Here is a 24,000-nt window from a genome sequence, read left to right as displayed (position 1 = left end):
CACTTAGTATATTCGTAATGTCATAATTTCTGTTGAAATTGAAAATTCTCTAACGTATTTTATCCTGAGTTAACTCCAAATACAAGTACAGCCCAATAAATACAATTAAATTTGAAAAAGAAAAGAAAGAAAAGTATGGGCCTAAGGCAGACCCCCTTGGGGACCAAAATATATTAAAAATGAATGTCCACATATAGGCATTTTTCCAAAGACTTTTGCTCACTTTACTTATAAAACCCGATAAGAAAAAACCTATGAGAATCGAATGAAAAAAAACGCCAAAATATTGTCCAAGAAAATAACTTTCTGCTAAATAGCTTGAACCCAATCCCCCACCAGATAAATACAAGGAAGGATCTGCAGTGTAGGTATAAAAATGACTATAATTATAAGAGTTGAGTGCAAATTCTGAAGTATAAGGCAATGCTTGTACAAACCCTAATCCAATCCTTTCAAATATGAATTGTAAAGAGATACTATTGATTAAAGGCTTAAAATAAAATCTAAGGTGCTGACTCATTGTCGTTTTATCATACACTTCAAAAGCATCAATGACTACCCTCCATGTTTTACCTTCGGATGAGATGAGATTAATAAGAGGATTTTTATTGTCCGAGTAATAATTATCTCCGGATCTAAAATTAACCACAGTAGTAAATATAATAGAAAAAAAGGATATAAGGATAAAAGCAATTAGCATATATTTCATTATTTTTTTCTTTGGCAGTGCTTTCTTTTCATACGAATGTCTCATAATAAAGAAATACGATGCAATTAGAAATAGAAGCTTAAGAAGTCCAGCTCTTGTACCACTTAGTAGAAGTAGCATATTATATACTGTCAAAGCTATGGTTTGATTTCTAACTTTAGAAATTTTAGGCAAAGTAGATAATAAAATAATAAAAGCTACATTGGTTAGGCTACTTATATCCGTAATGAAGGATAGGCTTCCAGATAAAAAAATTGTAGGGTTATTATACAAATATACATAGCCATAATTTATTGCAAAGTAAGCTCGAAATAATGCATATATATAACTAAAAGGTAATGCTATCCAGAATATTTTATTAGCTATAACAAAAACTTTTTTTATTCTTCTATCTGAATTATACTCTTCTAAATCATTAATATTTTGCTTTCTATTCATAGAACCTAAGTTTAATCCAAGGAAAATTCCTAAAAGTGACAAGGAAAGGCAAAAGCAATATAAAGCTAATTCATCAATTCCAACTTCTAACATTAGTTCTTGATCTAATACAAAGCTTCCGAAAAGAAATCCAAAGGTTACTATACCAAAAAGAATACCTAAAAAGTGTGTCCTAATATTTGAGACACAACTTAAAAAATATAGTATAAAGCAAATTAAACACGCAATGACAATACCCTGCTTTGATCCAATAATATTAAATAGACCAATAAATGATATCGAAACCATTAAAAGATATGAGTATACTGTAGTTCTTATATTCATAACCTGACCTTTCTAAATAAATTTTTACATACGCTTTGAGTCTTGTTAATATCGATAAACAACGAATGCTTATAGTCTCAGGTATAATTCTAAATATTTATTATGCATGCCTTTAGAAGTGAATCTTTCCATATAATTTTTCTCTGCATTACTTGACATTCTTTTATAACTATCAGAATACGTGTATAATTTCTCAATAGCGTTACTAACACTCGTTGCATTTCTTTCCACAATAATCCCAGTATTTCCATTAATTACTATTTCTGGTATACCACCTACCGCTGTTGCAATTACAGGTATTCCTAAGCTCTGAGCCTCGATAATTGCCATAGGCAAACCTTCACTCAACGAAGGGAGGAGTAATAAGTCAAGATTTGGTGTGACTGAATGATATGCATCAGAGACAAGACCAAGATATTTAGCTCTTCTGTCCATTTTTAAATTATCAATCTGCTTTTCAATTTCCTGTTCTGAATTCTCCTTTGATCCACCCGCAGCTATAAAACCTAAATCATTCCGAATGTTTTCATTAAGCAATGATATAGCCTCTAAAACAATTCCCCATCCTTTTGCTTCACTAATATCACCGATAAATCCAATTGTAAATTCTTTTTGGGGTTTTCGCTTGATATCCCTTTCTATTCCATTATATATACTGCCCATTATGTTTTTTTTACATAGATTGTTATAATACTCCGCAGTAGTTTTGCTGACAGCTATAAGATGTATATTCGATTTGCCACTAAGGTATCTTAATCTTTTCCCTGTCAAATATCTGGAAATCTTCTTTCGGAATGTAATTTTACCGAACCAACTTATCCCATGAATCGTGCACACTATAGGTATATTTATAGTTTTAGATAACAAACCAATTGTCGCAATATTATGTGCGTGTACAATAATTTTATAACTAGGATGGCTTTTTTCTATACTCCTATATGCTTTTATAAATCCCAAACCAAATAACATAGGAGGGACTTTGGGGGATAACTTAATTTTATGAACATCTATTTCTAGTGAAAATTTCTTAATAAATTCTTCTGATAACGAAGTATGGAAAATAACAACTTTAAGCCCATTTCGAGCTTGCTCATTAGCAAGCTCTAGCATCATTTTCGCTACTCCGCCAGTATCCCTAACTAAATGGATTATACATATTTTTTCCATTTTAAATTACCTCTCATCTCATCTTATCTTATCTTATCTTATCTTATCTTATCTTATCTTATCTTATCTTATCTTATCTTATCTTATCTTATCTTATCTTATCTTATCTTATCTTATCTTATCTTATCTTATCAATATTAACAAACCATGGATTTTAATGGTATGATTATTTTTGAAGACTTATTAATTTTTAAATATTCAAATCAATTTTGATATTGTTAAGATTATTGATGAGTAAACAAGGAATTACTCAACTCATTTTCAAATAATGTAAATTCAAAACTTATTAACCATTGTATAATCATATTATAACATTAATAAAAGTTACACAAAATAATTTCTAGATTTTATTGAACTACGGTCATACTAAATCCTTTAATCATTTTTAGCAAGCGTACATACAGATTTTATAATCTTTTGTACTTTAAATAACTGTAAATATTATTTTTAATATGCAAAGTTAAACATCGGTCATAATTTTTTTAATAATAAAATGTCTATTCTTAAAAACTATTAATCTTGATGATGTTTTAAAATGTCTTTTTAATTTGTAATATTCACTCAATGCATTTCTCAATAATATTTCTAAATCGACCGAATATTGAACATAAATTATATACTTATCAAATCAATACACAATGTCATTGTATATATTCTTTCATTTTTAAATTTTATTATTTATTTCTTTTCAACAAAATCATATTGCTTTTTTTCTTCAAGAACTAAAATATTATTAATAGCTGTCTTTATTTTCTTATTATATTCTTTCCAAGTTAATGTCTCAACTATCTCTCCAACTCCAATAGACATTTCATCTATAGTCTCTTTGCTATTAAGAACTTTTAATATTACATCTCTTAATGAGTTTTCATTATGTGTCTCTACTTTGTATCCATTAACTCCATTAACTATATAATCGCTCACACCAGTATTATAAGTACAAATAATTGGCAAATTATATGATGCTGATTCTAATAATGATAACGAAAACCCATCAAACAAGGAAGCGGATATAGCAATATGTGCTTTAGATAAATACAGGGTAACTTCTTCGTGATGGATAAAGCCAATAAATTCTATAGAAGAACTATTATTCTGCTTCATAAACCCATCTACGTCCTCCCCAATCAACTGAAGATGCCAATCATCTCTTTTTAAACCTTTGAAAGCATTAATAAGATGATGCACACCTTTAGCATAGCTAAGGCGTCCGATGTAGACAAATACAATTTTTTTATTGATTGGTTTCTGTCTAAAATTTATCTTCTTAAAATTACTACCATATGGACAAAGCTGTATCTGTTCGTCTAGTACACCATAATTCGTTAATGATTGGTTAACAACCTTTGATGGTGATAAAAAGTAAGAACTTTTCTCTAATTCAATACGATATTTCTCCATATATTTCGGTTTGTACTTGTCAATAAATTCTCTAAAGGAATCCATATTAGTCTCCGACCGTATTATATCTTGTTCTATTATATGTACAATTTCTTCTGCATATAATGATGAATAATCCATGATAACTTTAATTGAAGAATGTTGTTTCTCCAATTCATTTATTAGTCCATGTGCCCATGTATCATAGGCAATAATATAGTCTACTTCATTTTTAATTGCAGACTTCGCCAACTTTTTACCCATGTATATGGATAGTATGTTCTGCATTTTATTAGATAATTTCTTTGATTTTGTAATCTTTCCTGACAAAATAAACAGCAAGCCTAAAACCGTAGCTGATGTGCGCACGTACGCATTTAATGTCTCATTTGTTCTTTTTTTCATCCTTTTAGTAGATGATCCACCTAGAAAAATGGATAATAATTTATATATGGTTTTTTCTGGCGAATAATACACACTTGTCCAGTATTCATATAAAAAACCAGCTTCTTTTACAGCTATTGCGGTTTTATAAGAATGTTGTTGCATTGGATGAAATACAATTATTTTCTTGTTAACAGATTCTTGAGTCATACCCTTACTCTCCTTACAATTCTAAATTTCAATTCCCCTTATGGATTACATGATGAATTAAACGATAAAATAAATTTATTTTTCTGATAAAAAAACTGTTTTCTGAATTTTTCAACTTTTGCTGATTAGTACGCTGAGACCTACCCTAATAAGGTTTAATTCATTTTCTTTTTTCACTTTTTAGGTGCAAAAAAACTTTCGTATATTAATGTGAGTTCCCTAAAAATTCAGCTTACATACTGGAGATAATATTACAAAAAACACTTGCTTTTAATACTCAATTAACTGTTACTAATTTTGGTGGCGATATTTCATAAAGTTCAGGAATGATTCTGTTCGAAGTTTTTCTTCAAAAAAATAAATCCCACTCATTTCTTACCTTATAGATTAAATTGAATAACCATCGTGCATATTGTAACTATCTTAAGCAAGCTCAAAGTCTCATATCAACTGCTCCAGCTTTATAATATATTAGTTGAAGGGTCGTTCCAAGAGCAGGTTCACGATAGTCTTATCTTTTTATTGACTCTACATTGGCCGTAAAGTACAGATAGATTATAATTCTCATTTTCGAACGATGAGCTATCAGAGTGACTTCATTTCTAGACTCGTACTTGATTCTGTTCTTGGAATTGACAATGTCTACAGGTCTAGTGGCGTGCAAGACTTCCTCCACTCTATCAGTGACTGTTACAAGTTCAGTCGGCTTGTCTCATTCGAGGAGATATTGGCTTTGCAACACTATAAGTTTATAACTTTTGATTTGTCAATTTAAACTATAAATTAACTAACTCTGGTGTATTTTCAATAAAGATATCCAACAGCGTCTTATAGTTTAAAGATTTTCTAGGTATTTTATTTCGGCTCAAGGTGACAGAAGAAATAAATTCATGGATCACTTCATTGAAGTCTATCTGTTTCGGTAATCCAGCTTTACGCAAAAGACTATTCAAATGTTCTATCAGACCATATTGAGAGGGGCATCCTGGGTTCGCAAAGAAAATCGAAATGTATTGTTGATTACTCAAGCTTTTACAATTGGAAAATTCCTTACCACAATAAACCGTAATTGATTTGAAGAGATTCTTAGTCAGTTGGTTCAACCAATTGTTTAATGTCTCTTCGATATCTTTAGCTATACGGCCCGGGGTTTCTAAAGCAATAATTAATTTAGAGACTCTTTCGGAAAACTTAACGACGGTAATCTTGTAGTTTTTTACCAATGATGGTAGCGCCCTCTAAATGGCCGAACTTACTTTCGTATGCGGGATAAGCTCTATCACGGTCGTCAAGCGTTTTTTTATCTGCTTGCCTTCCGCTTGTTTCTTTGTTCCCTTTAGGTTTTCGTTTCCCTTGCTTGCTAAACTTATCCCTTCGAAAAGTGGGCTATCTTTAAACGACGATAGAGGGAGCTCATCGAACACCATGGTCTTTCTCTCCTCGATCAATCATCACATCCGGTGTCCAGCCATCTGCCACACGAACCTTAGTGTATTGCGTCTGTTAATTAGTAATGTTTTTTCTTTACCCCACATTTCGATTTATTCTGTTTGTAGTGTTCAAAGTATTCATGAATCTTACCGCCCTGCATAAGGAAGTTGATAACGTTATAGATAAGTTGATTAGAACTTCCCATTTTTTACGCAATCTCATAGAGTTTATAGTCAATGTCATCATAAGTTTCTATTCAGCTGAGTTCTTTCATAATAAGATGTGTGTAGGCCATTTGTGTTCACTCCTCTAATTTTCATGATTAAAAATTTGATTTGAATGTACTGCAAATAGTTTATTTTTTCTAGCTTAATTTTACAATTTAAGACTTATAAGATGAAGATCGGACATGTTTTCTCATACTTCTCAAAACAACTGCCGATTAATGAGTTTGGCCGAGTCACTCATTATCAACAGTGAAGAAAATGATTCCACACTAGTAGGGTGCCATTACTATGATTACTTCTATCAAGCGAACACAAAAGGTAAATCCTTTTGTGTCTTTTTTAAATCGACGCAGTCCTAAGGAAATTTTTTGTTTCGGCATGAAGTTTTCGTCAAGAGTATTAAAGAGCTATCGCCATAGTAGTTCTATCGCTTTTACCAGCAAGGTAAACAGATGGAAAATAATATCAAATAAATTAAACAAGCTTTGCGTTAGATAAACAGATAGCACATAATTTATCGCAAAACGGTCCAACTTGCTTTTGAGTGCGATTATGTATAATCTATTTCAATGTTCAAACGCGTGAGACTTTCCGAAAAAAAAAGCAGACACGTACCGATGCAACCATCCGAAAACGATTGTTTAGAAGCGGCAGAAAATCATGCACCAAATCAAAAAGATTCACTCACGATTAGCTTCTGTAAATGTCGATGTAATTTTTGGAGGAGACGTTGACACACATCCAACATATATAATTCTAATTCTAACTGATTCAACGATAATCAGACGGATAATTTTAAAAGGCTTTGATTATCAGAGAGTTGCACATCATTGTTTTGCACAAATTTAGTGAAAACAATTGTTGCTATTTATAAATTGTTGGATTATCGATAAATAACGATTTATTGATGTTATTTTAGAACTAGCTCGATTATTTTCGAGTTCTGTGTCATAAAAAATAGCATGAATAAATCAGGATTAAATTACTCTTTTATTTTTTTGACTCCAATTCTAGAGCTATTTATAATTAGCATTTTGGCTTAGTTTATTTTAAATAAGAAAAACATTCATTGCCGACATTGTTAATTCGTTCTTCTTTAGCCCTAACATCATTATGAAGCTTTCTTTCATTCCTTCTAAACGTTCATTTGCTTCACATAATTTAACGCTTAAAAGCCTAGAATTGAATACTCTTCAATTCTTATGATAATGACATTTAAATCATAAGTTCATTAAAAATCTTAATATATTTATTTTTTTTATTCTCAATATCAGATTTGTTGACAACAAATTTTTTAGCGCTGTTTTTAATTATGTTCATACTAGTTAAGCTCGACATAGCAATTTCTTCAATGTAGTCTACAAATTTATTTTTACCGTCTAGTGAATATGCTCTACCACCATAAGTATCATTAATATCCGTCCAAGGTGTTTGATCGCTTATTAATATGGGACAACTTGCATATAATGCTTCTCCTATTACATGTCCGTAATTTTCGCTTAACGTAGGGAAAAAAAATAAATCATATCTACTAAATGTTTCGAAAATTTTATCTCTACTAACTACACCATTGTAATTAACAATTACATTACTAGGCATTTTATCTATAAGTTTTAGACATTGCTTCCAGTATGCCTCATTTTCAATCGTTCCATAAATATCAAATGTGATTTTAATCTCACTACTAACTTTATATAGACATTCTAATGCAAACACTAAATTTTTTTTGACCTGTATTCTAGATATGAAACACATTTTTATCTCATTACTCTTTTTGTTATATTTACTAATATTTATACTTTGTGGAATTGAGGGTAAGTTGGGTAAATCTAATACATTGAAATTCTTTACATCTAAAATTTTCATTATATTATTGCCTTCTAATTCACTAGTAGATTGATAATAGACATTTTTATTCAATATTCTTTTCATTATAAAAACATATGGCTTTTTCTTGTAACTTTTTATTTTCAATGCATTCTCTTCCAGTTCACCTCGTGGAGCAATGATAAATGGGCAATTGAAAGCTTTACTCACTTTATACCCATAAAACAATTGCTTAGCATTAAAAAAGCTATTTACATAAATCAAATCAATTGATTCTATTTGAAATAAAGATTTTTTGATGAAAGAAAAGTTGTTATTAACATGACTTAAATACAATATCTGCTCACCATTATTTCCAGAATTCCATTTATCCAGTATGATATCAGGTAATTGATTTATACCATCTAACTCATATGCTGTACAAATAATGTAAAAATTAAAATTTTCATTTAATTCAGTAACAATATTTGTTATGCTAACGACAGGACCACCATATGAGGTTGCTGGTAGATATCCTTGATTAAATATCACAATATTCTTCATTTACTTACACTCCAAACCACTCTATTTACATAGTCCGTATAACTTCCAATAATCCTTAAAACCTTCTCAGATACATTAGGCATACTGTAAACTGCTACCAATATTAAAGTCTCTTCATCTTGGTTATTTAATACCGTCAACCCTTGCATAATTCTCTCTTTATCAAGACCTACCATCATCACAGCACCTTCCTCCATTGCTTCTGGGCGTTCATGAGCTTCTCGTAAGTTTAATGCTTGAAATCCTAAGATAGACACTTCTTCACTGATTGTACCACTATCACTTAATACCGCTTTAGAATTTAACTGAAGATTATTATATTCAGTAAAGCCCATTGGCTTCATTAATTGAACATTCTTATGGAATTTCACACCTTTTTCCTCAATCATTTTTGGGTTCTCGGATGCGTACTAGACGTTTGACGTGTTACTGATAAAACTACATGCTCCTCATTTTGTTCAAGAGTTGAAATTAGGTTTTTTCCGAAAAAACCATTTGCACCTGTAACAAGTATCTTCACTATTTCCCCTCCCAATTTGCTAATTCCGTTTGGATGTAATCTAACTCTAATAGTTTTTCTGCTAATTCCTCTACAGTCAACTGATCAGTATTCTCCGAGTTATATTCTTCAATCATACCCGAAGGGGCTTGACCTTCTTAAAAATACTTACTGTAATTCAAGTCTCGTTTATCAGATGGTACACGATAGAAATCGCCCAAATCAATAACTCTAGCTGCATCTTCTGCAGTTAACAATGATTCATACATTTTTTCACCATGTCGAATGCCTATTTCTTTGACTTCTGGTTTTACGTTGAATATTTTCGATACAGATTTAACTAATGTGTTAATAGTACTAGCCGGTGCCTTTTGGATTGGCAACACTAAACTGGGCAAAATTATAAGGTCAGTTACTTGAATTCCACAGGCGTTAAATAGCCTAGTGTTCCGTGAATTCGAATGTTGTTGAACTAATGAACGTCATCATTAAGTTCAAGAGCGAGCTGTTCAAGTGAAGAGAAGTGAGCTTGATTAGCGAATTCTGTTTTAAATACCTTGAACATTGCTTCAGCCACAGCGTTATCATAAGGGCATCCCTTCATGCTTAGCGATCGCTGGATACCAAACGTTTCAAGTGCTTCTGAAATTAGTTTATTATCTAACTCTTTTCCTCGGTCGGTATGAAACATTTTGACATCATTTAAATTAACTTGGATGCTCGCAATCGTTTGATACACAAGCTCTGCCGTTTTGTTCGCACCTGCACTATGCCTAATAATTTCACGATTAAACAAGTCGACAAACAGGTATACATAGTGCCAATTTTTTCCGACACGGACATATGTTAAATCGCTAACAATCACTGCTAATTGTTCATCCTGCTTGAAGTGACGCTTTAGTTCATTTTTTACTGGAGCTTCGTTACAACTTGATTTATGTGGCTTAAATTGCGACACGGTATAGTTTCATACCAAGACTAATTCATTCATTAGACGCCCAATTAGACAACGTAAAACATGTTTCGGTTCAGGTAATTTCTCTAATTCTTTTTTGATTTTACGAGTGTCATAATCATGACGGCTCTCTTTAAAAATACGGGTAATTTCCTTTGAAATCTCTATATCTTCGGCCTTTTTGACATCTTTACAAGATAAATCGGCATGATAATAATAGGTGCTTTTCGGAATATTGAGGACGTCACACATTGCTGATACTGAATGTTTATGAGCATTATTTCGAATCACATCTATTTTCGTCCCATGATCAGCGCTGCTTGCTTTAAAATATCGTTCTCCATTAATAAACGCCGGTTTTCTTTGCGTAATCGAGCGAGTTCACTTTCTTGTTCAGACCGATTATCTTTGGCTGCGAAAGAACCTGTTTCTTGATGATTTTTAACCCAGAGATCTAATGCAGAGGGTGTAATATCGTATTCTCTCGCAATGTCTGCACGAGATTTACCATTTTCATAAAGCTTCACTAATTGTAGTTTAAATTCGGGTGTAAATGTTCAACGTTGACGTGTCATAGTAGCACGCTCCCTTATAGTTATAGTCTAAGTTTACTAGCCCTTATTTATTTGTCCAACTTAATGTAATCTATCCATTACCTCTCTTTTAATTCTTAAAATGTTTTATAATTATTTCATACGAGTTCTTTGCTGAGTAATGTTCTTCCAAATATTCTCTTGCATTCCTACCTAAACTTACTCTTAATTCTTCATCACATAATTTATTAACAAGTTGATTAAACTTACCGACATCAACACTTTCACACCAATAACCAAAGTTACTACGATCTATAATTTCTCCGATATCTGTGTTTATATCAGTAGCCGCTAAAACAGGCATTGACGCCTGCATATATGAAAGAAGCCTAGATGGAAAGTTAGGTATGGTAAATCTTTTATCTAGAAATATCAATCCTACATCACAAGAATTTGCCAAGAGTTCGTAATCATTTCTTGGTAATTGCTTCCGCAACATAGCATTCCTTGGTTTTTCTCTTTCAAAGTAATTCTCTATTTTTCCAAACTCAGTTCCTGAACCAATAATGAAAAAATATGAATTATTATTATCTTCATTAGCTCTTATACAATCAATCAAGAAATCTATCCCTTGTGGTTTCCCTAAGTTTCCCCCATAAATGAAAACAGTCTTATCCATCGGCAAATTATATTTTTCTCTAATTTCCTTTTTTTCGTGTTCAGAAATATCAATATTAATTGGTTCAATACTATTAGGGCACACTTCTACAATTTCATTAGGTATTGATGGATTATTTTTTAAAAGAAATTCTACGTTTGCATTCGACATGCACCCAATATAATCTGATATTTTATACAATCTCTCTTCTTTGCTCCTAAAATACTTATAGATTAAGCTCTTAATACCTGAGGTCCTGAGCATCTCTAAATCCACTGCATTCTGGGGAAAAATATCTTTCAGAAGTAAATATGTTTTAGCATTATCTTTTTGTTTTATGTACGCGACTGCCTTTTGAAGTGTAATTGGTGGCGTTGAGTATAAAACCAAATCAAATCTGACATCACTAAAGTATTTTTGTATTCCCGACTTAAACTTTGACTCAAGCATTAGTGTTGAAATACCCTTCTCTAGTAAATTTGTTTTTTGGATATTTCCAATCTTTAGCTTAAGAATCGTGGTATTTTTCTCATTAATTAAAGTAGTTTCTTCATTTTTTCTTTTTTCAACAGGTGTTACTATATATAATTTGTGGTTATTTTTAGCGAACTCCCTCAATAAATCTGAATATATACCCTTTTCTTTTATAGAAGAGAAACTATTTAGTGTTAGAAACAGAATATTCATATTTACTCTCCTTATATTACTTCCTATATTGTGGGAAGAAACTGCTATTTGGATCATTGCTGTCAATGCCACTTATCATAATCAATTCATCATATTTCTCTTTATTAAATATCTTCTTCCCTATTGAAAAATACGTGTCCGAATTCTTATTAAACGCTTTTTTGAACTTAAATAAACTGTCTTCCTTATTACCTAAGCCTCCTCCTAAATGGAATGACTTATACCCGTTCTCACAGCCCCAACATGCAGCCTCATACAAAAGTAAGTTTGTTGCTGCTAAACTCTGGTACTCTCTGTCGGAGGCTGATAAGTGATAATGCATATTATCATTACCAAATAGAATCATAGACATTGAAATAATCTTTTGGTCATACAAGGCATAAAAAATCAAATTGTTGTATCTTAAGTCTTCAAGTACGCTTTTATAAAACTCTTTATTGAAATAGTAATAATTAGTAGCGTCATCCTTGTTCATAGTTGCGTTATATAAAGGAATAAATTCATCTATAAGTTCTGGACTTCTACCCCAATATATTTCTACACCCGATTTAAGGGCTTTTCTGATTACATTCCTATTCTTGCTGCTGAGATCATTCCAAATCTGTTCTTTGGAAGTCAAATCCATTGTAATGGTCTTCCCTAAATCTACAACTTCATAAATTTCACTATTTACCTTAGAATTTTCAATAATTGGGTGAAATCGTACAAACTCGCTAATTATGTTTTTTGAGCAACAATAATCAGTGTATTCTTCATTCATTTTTTTTACATTACTTTTATTTGGTGTCCCTTCGATTATGAATCCACCATAACCATAGGGTGTAGTTATATCAAAACAACTATGAGTCTCTAATTTGTCATTGAAATTTTTGCCCATCGCAATGTCTCGAATCATAACAACATTAATGGCACGAATTTCTTCATCATTATAGTAGAAGAGTGTTGGTTCTCCATCCCCATGTAATTTAAATGCCTTTGTATATCCAGACAGGTAGTAAACATCATAGTTGCTAAAACTCTTTACTATTGAGTCCCATTTATCTGATTCCTCTAAAGTTATTATTGAAAGCAAATTAACACATCCTATTCTTCAAAAAAGCTAACTATTTCGTTTATTATTCTACGCATATCCTCAATTTGATATCTTTGATCGCAAGGGATTGATAATATTGAGTTATATATATATTTAGTCGTAATATCAAGATGTCCATTCACTTGCTTAGGTATTGGCCAATGAACAGGACAATATATCTCTTTTTCAATCAACCTACTCCTTAGTTCATCTCTATTACTTTTTACATAGATTGGAAAGAACATCGGAGTAACATCATTTTCTATATCACTGGATAAAACTTCTATCCCACCAACATCCCTTAAATGTTTTAGTAAAAACTTATAATTTCTTTGTCTATAACTCTGCAATTCTTTATCATCAAGATTCATAATTATCACTTCAGATTCGTGATCAATTTTATAAGGTCTAATATCTTCATCTAATATATGCTCAGCTCTATTAAATCCTGACAAATAAGTAGACTTAATACATTTGTTCCCTGAATTTATATATTCAAATTTCTGATGTAAACTCGATCTTCTAATGTTTATAAAGTCAACATTAGCATCAATTAATTCTAATTTCGTGATTTTATCTGATGCTAAAAAGCCCCCACTTGGAATCCCAAACCATTTGCGTATACTTCCAATAATAAAATCACTTTCTATTGGCCTGTTTTGCTTTGAGAAGAGTGTATGTGTTACATCTTCAATTGTAATGACTGACTCAGATTTTAGACTTGAAATTAAGTCTGATAAAATTTCATTAGTTGAAAATCCAAAGTAGCCCATGTGTAAGAATATTCCTACGTTAGAGTTCTTTATAAGCTCTATATCAACAGGCTTTAAATATTTATCTACATCATAAAAATTCAATTCATACCCAGCTTTTTCGAATGGAAGTATAACCGATTGACATATATATGATGGCAATAAAACGCTCTTAACTCTTGGCTTAACATGGTCTAATATTAAACTAAGAGCTCCTCTTCCTGATGATGTTAATACAACATCTCCAAACCGCCTTAGCCATGATGGCATTTCACTGTTATGTTCAACTAAAGTGTTATCATCAATCCAAAACTCACTACCTATTTCCATTAAAATCACCTTTTAATAGTGAGTAACTATATACATTGTGATAGTCACCTTTTTTAAAAATTCTGTCCCTGAGAATGCCTTCTTTCACAAACCCACATTTTTCAAAAAGATTCTGTGATTTTTTATTATAAGAATTGATATGAGCATAGATACAATGAAGTCTTAACTCATTAAATGCATAGCCAACAATCAAATTAATTGTTTCAGCACCGTAACCTTTTGATCTAATATTCTTTTCAAGTTTTACATGAATTTCAGCTGTGCCATTTTTATAATCAACATCAGATAAAATAACTGTACCTATGGCTTTATCATCCTCTTTATTGACAATCACACATCTAAGAGTTTTATTATCTGGTTTTAAAGATTTTATCCATTCCTCTTGATTTAGAACAGATATCGGAAATGACCAACCTCCTAATTCGTATTCAGTTTGTTCGTCATTTATGATATCTAATAGCATTCCTTTATCTGAAAGTTCAACAGCTCTAAGATAAATTCTATCTCCGATAATGTTCACATCATCACATCCTAAATTATTTCATTCGATATTTATCAAAATCCTTTGGCGAATCAACACCGCGTTCACCTATATCAGATCTTTGTATAGTCTTTAATACAGTTAGAAATATGATTTTAAAATCTCCTAAAAAGGTTATCTCATTTACATATTTAATATCATAGTTAAAACGTTCTTCCCAAGTTGCAGTGTTCCTTCCGTTAATTTGCGCAAGCCCAGACAACCCTGGTCTCACGAAGTGTCTCAATCTTTCAGTCTCAGTATAATACGGTAAATATTGAACAGCTAAAGGTCTTGGCCCTACAATACTCATATCACCTTTCAGTATGTTAAACAGCTCTGGAAGTTCATCTAGACTTGTAGATCTTAGCACCCTACCAAACTTTGTTAATCTAACACTGTCTGGAAGTAGCTCCCCATTCTCGTCCTTTTCATCGGTCATAGTTCTGAACTTATACATAGTAAAGATCTTCTCTTTAAGCCCAGGTCTTTTCTGCTTAAACAACACTGGACTACCAAGCTTCAACTTAATGAGAATAGCAACAATTATAAGTACCGGACTTAAAAAAATAATCGCCATCAAAGACAAAATGAAGTCCAATGGTCTTTTAAGAAATCTTCTGTATATTCCTTTTCTAACTCTTACTTCTTCTTTAACTTCGCTCTGCATCTATCTGCACCCATTTCTTATTTAGACCAAAGTCCCTTTATAATCCCACATATTCTCTCAAGATCTTCATCTGTCATCTTAGTATCAGAAGGTAAACACACACCATTCTCAAACAATTTCTCACTGACATCTGAACCAACATAATCATACTCAGCAAAGAATGGCTGCATATGCATTGGCTTCCAGACAGGTCTTGATTCAATGTTATCTTTCTCCAGTGCTTCCATGACATCTAGAGGTCTAACCTTACCTTTCATTATCATCACACTCAGCCAGTAATTAGGCTCATTCCAGTCGTTGATAGGCATAAACTCAACGCCTTCTAACTGACCAAGTTCTCTCTTATAGAACTCAAAGATATATTTCTTCTTAGCTACTCTTTGATCTAACACCTTTAGCTGTCCTCTACCAATCCCAGCAACGACATTGCTCATACGATAATTGAAGCCTAATTCGCTATGTTGGTAGTGTCTTGCCGCATCTCTAGATTGAGTGGACCAGAATCTAACTTTCTTAATCTTCTCTTCATTATTAGAAACAAGCATACCTCCACCAGAAGTAGTGATGATCTTGTTCCCATTAAAACTGAACACACCAAATTCACCAAAAGTTCCAGTATGTTTTCCTTTATAATAAGCACCTAGAGATTCAGCAGCATCTTCAATGACGGTCACTTTGTACTTACTGCAAATCTCCATAATCTTGTCCATATCAGCCGATAAGCCATATACGTGGACAACTAAAACAGCCTTCACCTTGTCACCATATTTCTGTAATGCTGCTTCTAATGCTTTATGGTCCATATTCCAAGTTTCATAATCACTGTCAATAAAGACAGGAATAGCATTCTCATAAATGATTGGATTTGCTGTAGCTGAAAAAGTAAGGGTAGGACAAAGTACGATGTCACCTCCACCAACACCAGCAGCTTTAAGAGCTAAATGAATGGCTCCTGTACCAGAAGTCAAAGCTGCAGCATGCTTTGAACCTACTTTTGCAGCCAACTCATTCTCAAACTCATTAACATTAGGTCCTAGTGGAGCTACCCAGTTTGTATCAAATGCGTCTCGTACATAATGCATTTCATAACCTTCATCACTCATATGTGGTGAAGCTAACCATATCTTCTTATTAGTCTTATTCTCAGCCATTTTATCATAATCCTTTCTTGAATGAAGTTTATATATTAAATAGAAGTATTTTTATCTGCTTAACACCCATTGGTTTTCTTAATAATGTGTGATGTATCAACGGGTATCCTTTTTATCCAAATTAGTGATATTTTGAAAAGGACAATTTTATTTCCTGTAATACCCGCTGACTCTATTAGTCCTTAATAATCTTTTTCTAATAATCATCCCATAGAGCTTTGTTTATTCGAGCCACGGCACTTTTTTTATTAGGTGCAGCAGTAACTCCTATCACACTTGATATTTACACAACAAAACCTTTTCAACTATATTCTATACTTCGAGTATTTGCACCTTTGTTTTTCTTTACTCTCTTTATCTAAATGAATTCTCATAAAAATGATTTAGATAGGCTATTATTTATTAACATCTTTACTAGCTCCTCTACCACACTATCCGTTATAAGTACACTATCAATCATTTCGACTAAACATTTGTGATCAAACAAAAAGATCTATCTTTCGATGTAATTTCATTTATGTTTGCTTTGATAGGCAAAAGTAGTTTTCAACTCTCCATTCATCTGTGCCTAGTTTGGCAGTTCTGTCAGAAAAACTCAGCACTCTAATCATTACAATCTTCGACTAGTTTACCTCGATTTAAAAAGTCAAGCCATGGTTTAAGAGTGGACCTTCATCCTTAGAATCTTATTAATCTGTGGTAATTTACCAAAGTTTGTTTTTTTATAAGAACTTCGCCACTTTTACTATATCTTCATTAGAATCACCTAATAGATAGGTATATTTATCGTTTGGGTAACTAGTACAAATAATTCTACACTTTTAAAAATAGATATAGTTTTTGACCTCTTAAGCTAAACAGATAACCTCATTCATTCTCTGAACAACTAAAAAAACAATTAACTCTTAACAAATCCTTTTAATCATTTCATTTATTTTTAATGTCAGACGACAACTCTATAATATCATATTTTTCTATATACGAACATACTAAATAAGCCAAAGTGAAAAACTCACCTTGACTCGTTCGTCATTTTTTAGTTAACGTTTGTATATAAGCGTATGACTCGATTGAATCAAGTAACACTTAGTGAAACCTTTCCTTCGGGATATTGGAATCCCCCATGTATACTTAACTCCGTATAATCCATTCGATTACCTAAATTTCATTCTTTACGCTCGATTCATTTCACAACTACAGTGTGCGTTTCTTTTAATGGCTCAATCGCATAGTTAATAATCTTCAGTTTCCTTGTCTGATTACAGATTAACTTGATTTCAAAATAAGCAGCATAAGTCGAGCTCTTCCGCCACTACCCTCTTATTTAGTACCTCTATCAGACTGGTTTTTCCTACTAAATTTAGACTCCTGAAGTCCTCACGATTAAAGTCATCAGCTGCTTGTTCAAATTAAAGGAATCCAAACGATTAATGGCTTCTTAAGCCATTTTGGTGAAAGCAATAGTAGCTGTATCAATCTCTTAATATAAATCCATCAGTTTTTTTAAGGTCTTGAAAATCGTTAACCATGATATTACCGTTTAACATACCCACAAAGGGGCGTATCCAAAGAAGGTTTGGTATAATCAAATGCATCACCTAAATCTTTATAATACGCTTGTCCCATGAAGTATAAATCTGCCTTAGGGGGCGCCATCTTTTTGGAGTTCATTACACAGTTGGCTATTTTAATTCAGTTTAATTTTTTTGAAGTTTATATCCAATTATAAACCCGTTTTCCAAACTTTTCTGTTAATATAATCAGTATAGCTCATAATAATTCTCAAAACTTTTTCTGATACATTTGGCATACTGTAATCACTTACTAATCTCAAACTGCTAGAATCTTGTGTATCTAGTATAACTAATCCTTGCATAATTCTTTCTTTATCAAGACCCACCATCATCACAGCCCCTTCTTCCATCGCTTCTGGACGTTCATGAGCTTCACGTAGGTTTAATGCTTTAAATCCTAAGATAGACGCTTCTTCACTGATTGTACCACTATCACTTAATACCGCTTTAGAATTTAACTGAAGATTATTATATTCAGTAAAGCCCATTGGTTTCATTAATTGAACGTTCTCATGGAATTTCACACCTTTTTCCTCAATCATTTTTCGGGTTCTCGGATGCGTACTCACAATCACAGGCAATTCATATGTCTTCGCAATTTCATTTAAAGAATCGACTAAATTTAAGAAATTACGTTCAGAGCTAATGTTCTCATCTCGATGCGCAGATACAACAAAATATTGTCCTTTTACGAGTCCTAACTTTGTAAAACTTTCTGCTCGTTGGATATCTTCCATTTTTTCAGTCAACACTTCAAACATAGGGCTACCCGTTTTTATAATCTGATCCGCAGGTAAACCTTCAGCCAGTAAATACTCACGCGCAATATCACTATAAGTTAAATTAATATCTGCTACATGATCTACAATTTTACGGTTAGTTTCTTCAGGAACTCGTTGATCAAAACAACGATTACCAGCTTCCATATGGAAGATTGGTATATGATGACGTTTAGCTGCAATGGCACACAAGCAACTATTCGTATCCCCCAAAACCAAGAAAGCTTCTGGTGCTTCAGCCATTAATATTGGGTCAATATTAGCCAATATTTGTCCAACAGTCGCCATCGGCGTCTCACCTGCTGCATTTAAGAAGTAGTCTGGTTTTCTCAAACCGAAATCTTCAAAAAAAACTTCATTTAATTCATAATCATAATTCTGACCGGTATGTACAAGAATATGCTCAATTGCTTCAGATTCTTCTAATCGTTTAATCACTGATGACAATCGGATAATTTCCGGTCTTGTACCAACAACTGTCATAACTTTTAATTTTTTCATTTATTAAACCTCCAAGAAAAATGTATCCGGATGATTCGGATCAAACATTTCATTTACCCACATAATCGTGACCATATCAGTTTCTCCAGTGTTAACAATTGAGTGAGTATAACCAGTTGGGATATCCACCACTTCTAGTTTTTCTCCTGAAACTTTATACTCAATAACTTCATCCGAATAATAATCTCTAAAACGAATGACTCCTTGTCCTGATACCACTAAGAATTTTTCGTTTTTAGTATGATGCCAATGTTCTCCTTTGGTAATACCAGGTTTAGATACATTCACGGATACTTGACCACCAAAAGGTGACTTAACAAACTCAGTAAAAGATCCTCTATGATCAGAATGAGTTAATAAAGGGTAACTAAAGTCATTCTCTGGCAAGAAATTTAAGTATGTGCTATACAGCTTACGGGTGAATGAATGAGATAAATCTGAAATGATGAGATTTGTTCGTGAGTTTTTAAATTCTTTCAATAAATTTGCAATATCTCCCAAGGTTTCTGTATGAAAGATTGGAACCTCACAAAATTCACCATTAATTGTTGGGTTATTATCTAAAGCTCTTAAAAACTCGTCTAATAAGTCATCGATATATACTAACTTTAATTGGACTCTTGGATCGCTAATTGTGATTTCTTCATTACGAGAAATCTTATGACAGAAAGTTGCGATAACGGTATTATAATTTGGTTTAGACCATTTACCAAAAAGATTTGGTAAACGATAAATATAGGTTGGAACTTTTTGTTTCACTCCGTATTCAAACACTAAATCTTCGCCAGCTTTTTTACTTTTACCATACGCTGAATCATTTTCAGCTTGTATAGAAGAAGTTACCACAATAGGAGCTGTACTCCCCACTGAAATAAGCGTGTTAATCAATATCTGCGTAAAACCAACATTACCTTCACTAAATTCTTTTTCTTCTTTTGGGCGATTTACACCCGCTAAATGAAATACAAAATCAGCTTTTTGTGCACTTTCAGTTAATTTTTCTTGTGAAGTTTCACGAGTAATAGGTAATACATTATATTGTTCGATTTGTTCAAGTGTCGCCACCAAATTTTTCCCTACAAAACCATTAGCTCCTGTTACTAGAATATTCACTAGCGTGTCCCCCAATTTGCTAACTCTTCTTGGATATACTCCAATTCTAAAAGTTTTTCTGCCAATTCATCTACCGATAATTGCTCAGTATTATCTGAATTATACTCTTCAATGAGGCCGGATGGTTCTTGTCCTTCTTCAAAGTATTTACCATAATTTAAATCACGTTTATCCGAGGGCACTCGGTAGAAATCGCCCATATCAATGGCTCTAACGGCTTCTTCCGCTGTTAACAGTGATTCATACATTTTCTCGCCATGACGTATTCCTATCTCTTTGACTTCTGGCTGAACGTTAAATATCTTTGAGATTGAACCAACTAGCGTATTAATTGTACTTGCTGGCGCCTTTTGAACCATAATATCACCTTGTTCAGCGTTATTAAATGCGAATAACACTAAATCAACGGCTTCATCTAAACTCATCATAAAGCGTGTCATATTGCCATCAGTTAATGTAAGGGGTTGTTCTGCTTTCAGCTGATCAACGAATAATGGAATGACACTTCCTCTTGAAGCCATCACATTGCCATAGCGAGTTGCACTAATTTTAGTTTTTGATGGATCAATATTACGAGCTTTGGCCACGATAACTTTCTCCATCATTGCTTTAGATGTCCCCATCGCATTAATAGGATAAGCAGCTTTATCTGTTGATAGACAAACGACATTGCTCACTCCTGCATCAATTGCAGCCGTAAGTAAATTATCGGTTCCTATAACGTTTGTTTTAACAGCTTCCATCGGGAAGAATTCACACGAAGGCACTTGCTTTAATGCTGCAGCATGAAAAATATAATCTACACCTCGTACAGCATCACGAATACTATTGATATCGCGTACATCTCCAATATAAAATTTGACTTTGTCATTATTATATTTCTTTCGCATATCATCTTGTTTCTTCTCATCACGTGAAAAAATTCTAATTTCTTTAAAATCTGAATCCAAAAATCTTTTTAAAACCGCATTTCCAAAAGAACCCGTTCCGCCTGTTATTAATAAAATTTTATCTTTAAACATTATTTTACTCCTTTAAATAACTATTTAATATTCATTTCGCAACGATACTCTATATGTTAATAATCATTCATCCCTTTTTGGAATCGCAGACACAAACTGTCACCTACACTTTGGAGAAGCTGCACTTTAGGAAGGAAACGACGGATGAGTTTCTGTTGGTTCTCACTCGTACCTCTACGCCTAGCTTTAGTCGCTTTTTCTTCGTGTTGCTCGAGAGCTTTTCTAAAAAATCTAAGTTAACGGTTATCATCACACCACTAATAATAAAATTGTATAAAGTTGTCGAGCAGAATTGGTTTGATAATGAACCTTTCATAGATTCTTCAAAACCTGTGATAATTCGTCAAAGCTTTTTTTATAAGAACTTTCCTACTTTTATAATAATTTCATTAGAATTACCTAATAGATAGGTAGTTTTTTCGCTTGGGTGACTAGTGCACATCGTTCTACACTTATAAAATTGGAGATATGCTTTGGCATCTTAAGTTAAATAAATAACCTCAGTCATTCTTTTCACAACTAAAAAAGAATTAACGCTTTACAAATCCTACTAATTATTCCATTCATTTTTAATGTCAGACGACAACTTTATAATATCATATTTTTCTATATACGAACATACAAAATAAGCCAACGTGAAAAACTCACATTGACTCGTTCCTCATTGTTATTTTACTTTCGTCTCTAAGCGTTTACTTAGGTACATTCGAATCCTAAAGTGTATTTAACTCCGTATAATCCATTCAATTATCTAAATTACATTCTTTACGCTCATTCATTTCATAACTAGCTTGTGGGGCGCTTTTAATTCTCCAATCCCATAAGTTGCGGTTAAGTCTTTTTCTAGTTCCATGGTAGATTCAACGAACTTTTTTTATGGACGCTTATGTCTACCGGTTATAAACAGAATTGCTTGGGTGATCGATAACCAAGTTTCAACAATTATACATTAAACCTTCCAGTTGAAGACACTGGCTAACATTCCTTAGCCGTGACTTTCGTCTTCATAAATAAACGCGTCCCTTATCCAATTATCAGAACAATCCCTTTTTTTTATGTCAGCTTGCGATTGTTCTTTACTAAATAAGTCTATAACCAGATTGTTCAAACATCTGGCTCTTCCTAGCATTTAAATAGTTTAAGACTTCTGCCGATTCCCACATTGGTAAGTATCGACAGAAGTCTCTTCAAATTGCATAACTGGACTAGTTTTACCTAGTGTAATCGTATAGTTCAACCCTTATATCTCTTAATAGTTCGAAGCACGATAATTTTTCTAGATTAATTTGTTAATTATAATCTCCAATAAGCATAACCTTTTGAAGTAAACTGCTCATGATCTAAGATACTCTTAATATCAACCAGAACACGCTCTTCGTTTGTTAATTCTTGATTAAATAATGCTTCAATGTCTTCTACTGACAATGCTTTAAATTCTTCATGACCTACGGCTAAGACCACACAGTCTGCATCACGGATATCTTCATATTTAGATAAGGTCACGCCATATTCTTTTAATGCATCTGTTTCAGAAGCCCATGGATCGACGATTTCAGGTTTAATATCATACTCCGCTAATCGTTTGAGTATATCGCCTACTTTAGAGTTACGCGTATCGGGAGTATTCTCTTTAAAGGTTAAACCCAATACCACTACTTTCGCCTCAATGACTTTTTTGCCTGTTTTGATTAAGCCTTTAATGATTTTATCGGCAATATTCACACCCATACTATCATTGATTTCACGACCTGATTTAATGATTTGACTATGATAGCCTAAGTTCTCCGCTTCATAGACGAAATAATAAGGATCGACCCCAATACAGTGCCCACCAACTAAACCTGGTGTAAAGCCTAAAGCATTCCATTTCGTATTCATCGCATCAATTACATCTTTTGAATCAATGCCCATACGATCAAACACTAAGGCTAATTCATTCATGAAAGCAATGTTAATATCACGTTGGCTGTTCTCCACCACTTTAGCTGCTTCCGCAACTTTAATACTTGGCGCACGGTGTACACCCGCCTTAATCACCCACTCATATACTTTCGCAATTTCTTCTAAAGCCTCATCGGTCGTTGCGGATACGATTTTAATAATATTCTCTAGGGTGTGTACTTTGTCCCCAGGATTTATTCTTTCTGGTGAATAACCTACCGCAAAATCAATACCATGTTTCAGACCTGATTCCGCTTCTAAAATCGGAATACACACATCTTCCGTAACACCTGATTATTCCGCGCTCTCAGATCCACCTCTCCAGCAGGACGAGTCTTTGGATAGCCATTTCGAGTCCACTAGTCCGCATATCAGGTTCATTTAAGTAGCCACGCTAACAAGTTAGCGTGGCTATGGTTCATTTGTTATTCTGTTTGAGCATTAAATTCGCGCATATTCATCTTTCCAGTATCGTACCAAAAGGCTTTATGTACAATTCGGTCCATAATCGCATCGGCATGAATGCCACCACCCAATCTTTGGTGCCAATCCGCTTTCCGAAATTGTGTACAATAGATAGTGGAGTGAGTATCGTGGCGTCGT

General features: G+C 33.0%; 18 protein-coding genes and 4 pseudogenes. All 22 read right to left on the bottom strand.

Translation table 11 applies throughout. From position 1 onward, the window contains the following. Positions 1-49: 49 nt before the first annotated feature. A complete protein-coding gene (gene wzy / locus ACTQ45_RS11760) occupies positions 50-1,471 on the bottom strand; it encodes an O-antigen polysaccharide polymerase Wzy (protein ID WP_441763830.1) in 1,422 nt (473 codons plus the stop codon). A gap of 69 nt (positions 1,472-1,540) precedes the next feature. Then, positions 1,541-2,638: a glycosyltransferase family 4 protein gene (locus ACTQ45_RS11755; protein WP_441763829.1), complete on the bottom strand. Its 1,098-nt coding sequence runs from the start codon at positions 2,636-2,638 to the stop codon at positions 1,541-1,543. A gap of 678 nt (positions 2,639-3,316) precedes the next feature. Then, positions 3,317-4,612 carry a glycosyltransferase family 4 protein gene (locus ACTQ45_RS11750; protein ID WP_441763828.1) on the bottom strand — a complete coding sequence of 432 codons (1,296 nt, stop codon included), beginning with the start codon at positions 4,610-4,612 and terminating at the stop codon, positions 3,317-3,319. A 776-nt stretch (positions 4,613-5,388) separates the two neighbouring features. Next, a complete protein-coding gene (locus tag ACTQ45_RS11745) occupies positions 5,389-5,835 on the bottom strand; it encodes an IS30 family transposase (protein ID WP_441763827.1) in 447 nt (148 codons plus the stop codon). Positions 5,836-5,850: 15 nt separating this feature from the next. After that, positions 5,851-6,039 carry a hypothetical protein gene (locus ACTQ45_RS11740; protein ID WP_441763826.1) on the bottom strand — a complete coding sequence of 63 codons (189 nt, stop codon included), beginning with the start codon at positions 6,037-6,039 and terminating at the stop codon, positions 5,851-5,853. A gap of 1,446 nt (positions 6,040-7,485) precedes the next feature. After that, complete coding sequence (locus tag ACTQ45_RS11735; protein WP_441763825.1) at positions 7,486-8,640, bottom strand: glycosyltransferase; 1,155 nt, start codon at positions 8,638-8,640, stop codon at positions 7,486-7,488. After that, positions 8,637-9,118 (bottom strand): annotated as a pseudogene (locus tag ACTQ45_RS11730) (UDP-N-acetylglucosamine 2-epimerase); the annotation flags it as partial. The pseudogene ACTQ45_RS11730 and the gene ACTQ45_RS11735, both read right to left, overlap by 4 nt. Positions 9,119-9,159: 41 nt before the next feature. Then, a pseudogene (locus ACTQ45_RS11725) lies at positions 9,160-9,285 on the bottom strand (hypothetical protein); the annotation flags it as partial. A 12-nt stretch (positions 9,286-9,297) separates the two neighbouring features. Then, positions 9,298-9,537 carry a polysaccharide biosynthesis protein gene (locus ACTQ45_RS11720; RefSeq protein ID WP_441763824.1) on the bottom strand — a complete coding sequence of 80 codons (240 nt, stop codon included), beginning with the start codon at positions 9,535-9,537 and terminating at the stop codon, positions 9,298-9,300. Between the two features lie 77 nt (positions 9,538-9,614). Then, positions 9,615-10,621 (bottom strand): annotated as a pseudogene (locus tag ACTQ45_RS11715) (IS3 family transposase); the annotation flags it as partial. Between the two features lie 136 nt (positions 10,622-10,757). Next, the gene (locus ACTQ45_RS11710) at positions 10,758-11,972 is read right to left on the bottom strand and encodes a glycosyltransferase family 4 protein (RefSeq protein WP_441763823.1); all 1,215 of its coding nucleotides are present in this window, start codon (positions 11,970-11,972) and stop codon (positions 10,758-10,760) included. A gap of 16 nt (positions 11,973-11,988) precedes the next feature. Then, on the bottom strand, positions 11,989-13,044 hold the full coding sequence (locus tag ACTQ45_RS11705; RefSeq protein ID WP_441763822.1) for a lipid II:glycine glycyltransferase FemX: 1,056 nt from the start codon (positions 13,042-13,044) through the stop codon (positions 11,989-11,991). 11 nt (positions 13,045-13,055) lie between these two features. After that, positions 13,056-14,126: a hypothetical protein gene (locus ACTQ45_RS11700; protein WP_441763821.1), complete on the bottom strand. Its 1,071-nt coding sequence runs from the start codon at positions 14,124-14,126 to the stop codon at positions 13,056-13,058. After that, positions 14,113-14,646: a GNAT family N-acetyltransferase gene (locus tag ACTQ45_RS11695; protein ID WP_441763820.1), complete on the bottom strand. Its 534-nt coding sequence runs from the start codon at positions 14,644-14,646 to the stop codon at positions 14,113-14,115. Before ACTQ45_RS11695 ends, ACTQ45_RS11700 begins: the two co-directional genes overlap by 14 nt. A 16-nt stretch (positions 14,647-14,662) precedes the next feature. After that, the gene (locus ACTQ45_RS11690; protein WP_441763819.1) at positions 14,663-15,316 is read right to left on the bottom strand and encodes a sugar transferase; all 654 of its coding nucleotides are present in this window, start codon (positions 15,314-15,316) and stop codon (positions 14,663-14,665) included. Between the two features lie 17 nt (positions 15,317-15,333). Then, positions 15,334-16,467 carry a DegT/DnrJ/EryC1/StrS family aminotransferase gene (locus ACTQ45_RS11685; RefSeq protein WP_441763818.1) on the bottom strand — a complete coding sequence of 378 codons (1,134 nt, stop codon included), beginning with the start codon at positions 16,465-16,467 and terminating at the stop codon, positions 15,334-15,336. A gap of 1,533 nt (positions 16,468-18,000) precedes the next feature. Next, entirely contained in the window at positions 18,001-18,123 is a 123-nt protein-coding gene (locus ACTQ45_RS11680) for a hypothetical protein (RefSeq protein WP_441763817.1), read from the bottom strand. A 67-nt stretch (positions 18,124-18,190) separates the two neighbouring features. Continuing rightward, entirely contained in the window at positions 18,191-19,321 is a 1,131-nt protein-coding gene (gene wecB, locus ACTQ45_RS11675; RefSeq protein ID WP_441763816.1) for a non-hydrolyzing UDP-N-acetylglucosamine 2-epimerase, read from the bottom strand. Positions 19,322-19,324: 3 nt separating this feature from the next. After that, complete coding sequence (locus ACTQ45_RS11670) at positions 19,325-20,434, bottom strand: polysaccharide biosynthesis C-terminal domain-containing protein (protein WP_441763815.1); 1,110 nt, start codon at positions 20,432-20,434, stop codon at positions 19,325-19,327. Continuing rightward, entirely contained in the window at positions 20,434-21,456 is a 1,023-nt protein-coding gene (locus ACTQ45_RS11665) for a polysaccharide biosynthesis protein (protein WP_441763814.1), read from the bottom strand. Before ACTQ45_RS11665 ends, ACTQ45_RS11670 begins: the two co-directional genes overlap by 1 nt. A gap of 1,293 nt (positions 21,457-22,749) precedes the next feature. Then, positions 22,750-23,676: pseudogene (locus ACTQ45_RS11660) on the bottom strand (nucleotide sugar dehydrogenase); the annotation flags it as partial. A 146-nt stretch (positions 23,677-23,822) separates the two neighbouring features. After that, positions 23,823-24,000: ATP-binding protein (locus tag ACTQ45_RS11655; protein WP_441763893.1), on the bottom strand; the 178-nt coding region annotated here is incomplete at its 5' end.

The organism is Fundicoccus sp. Sow4_D5 (genome assembly GCF_052116365.1).
GTDB lineage: Bacteria > Bacillota > Bacilli > Lactobacillales > Aerococcaceae > Fundicoccus.
Note: the sequence above shows the minus strand (reverse complement) of the source record. Positions and strands in the feature narration are given on the sequence as shown.

Bases quoted from the DNA above. Each gene is read 5' to 3' on its own strand.
- ACTQ45_RS11685 (WP_441763818.1), bottom strand. From the start codon at position 16,467: ATGGCTGAGAATAAGACTAATAAGAAGATATGGTTAGCTTCACCACAT.
- ACTQ45_RS11755 (WP_441763829.1), bottom strand. From the start codon at position 2,638: ATGGAAAAAATATGTATAATCCATTTAGTTAGGGATACTGGCGGAGTA.
- wzy (WP_441763830.1), bottom strand. From the start codon at position 1,471: ATGAATATAAGAACTACAGTATACTCATATCTTTTAATGGTTTCGATA.
- ACTQ45_RS11710 (WP_441763823.1), bottom strand. From the start codon at position 11,972: ATGAATATTCTGTTTCTAACACTAAATAGTTTCTCTTCTATAAAAGAA.
- ACTQ45_RS11750 (WP_441763828.1), bottom strand. From the start codon at position 4,612: ATGACTCAAGAATCTGTTAACAAGAAAATAATTGTATTTCATCCAATG.
- ACTQ45_RS11735 (WP_441763825.1), bottom strand. From the start codon at position 8,640: ATGAAGAATATTGTGATATTTAATCAAGGATATCTACCAGCAACCTCA.
- ACTQ45_RS11690 (WP_441763819.1), bottom strand. From the start codon at position 15,316: ATGCAGAGCGAAGTTAAAGAAGAAGTAAGAGTTAGAAAAGGAATATAC.
- wecB (WP_441763816.1), bottom strand. From the start codon at position 19,321: ATGAAAAAATTAAAAGTTATGACAGTTGTTGGTACAAGACCGGAAATT.
- ACTQ45_RS11740 (WP_441763826.1), bottom strand. From the start codon at position 6,039: ATGGTGTTCGATGAGCTCCCTCTATCGTCGTTTAAAGATAGCCCACTT.
- ACTQ45_RS11700 (WP_441763821.1), bottom strand. From the start codon at position 14,126: ATGGAAATAGGTAGTGAGTTTTGGATTGATGATAACACTTTAGTTGAA.
- ACTQ45_RS11665 (WP_441763814.1), bottom strand. From the start codon at position 21,456: ATGTTTAAAGATAAAATTTTATTAATAACAGGCGGAACGGGTTCTTTT.
- ACTQ45_RS11680 (WP_441763817.1), bottom strand. From the start codon at position 18,123: ATGGCGCCCCCTAAGGCAGATTTATACTTCATGGGACAAGCGTATTAT.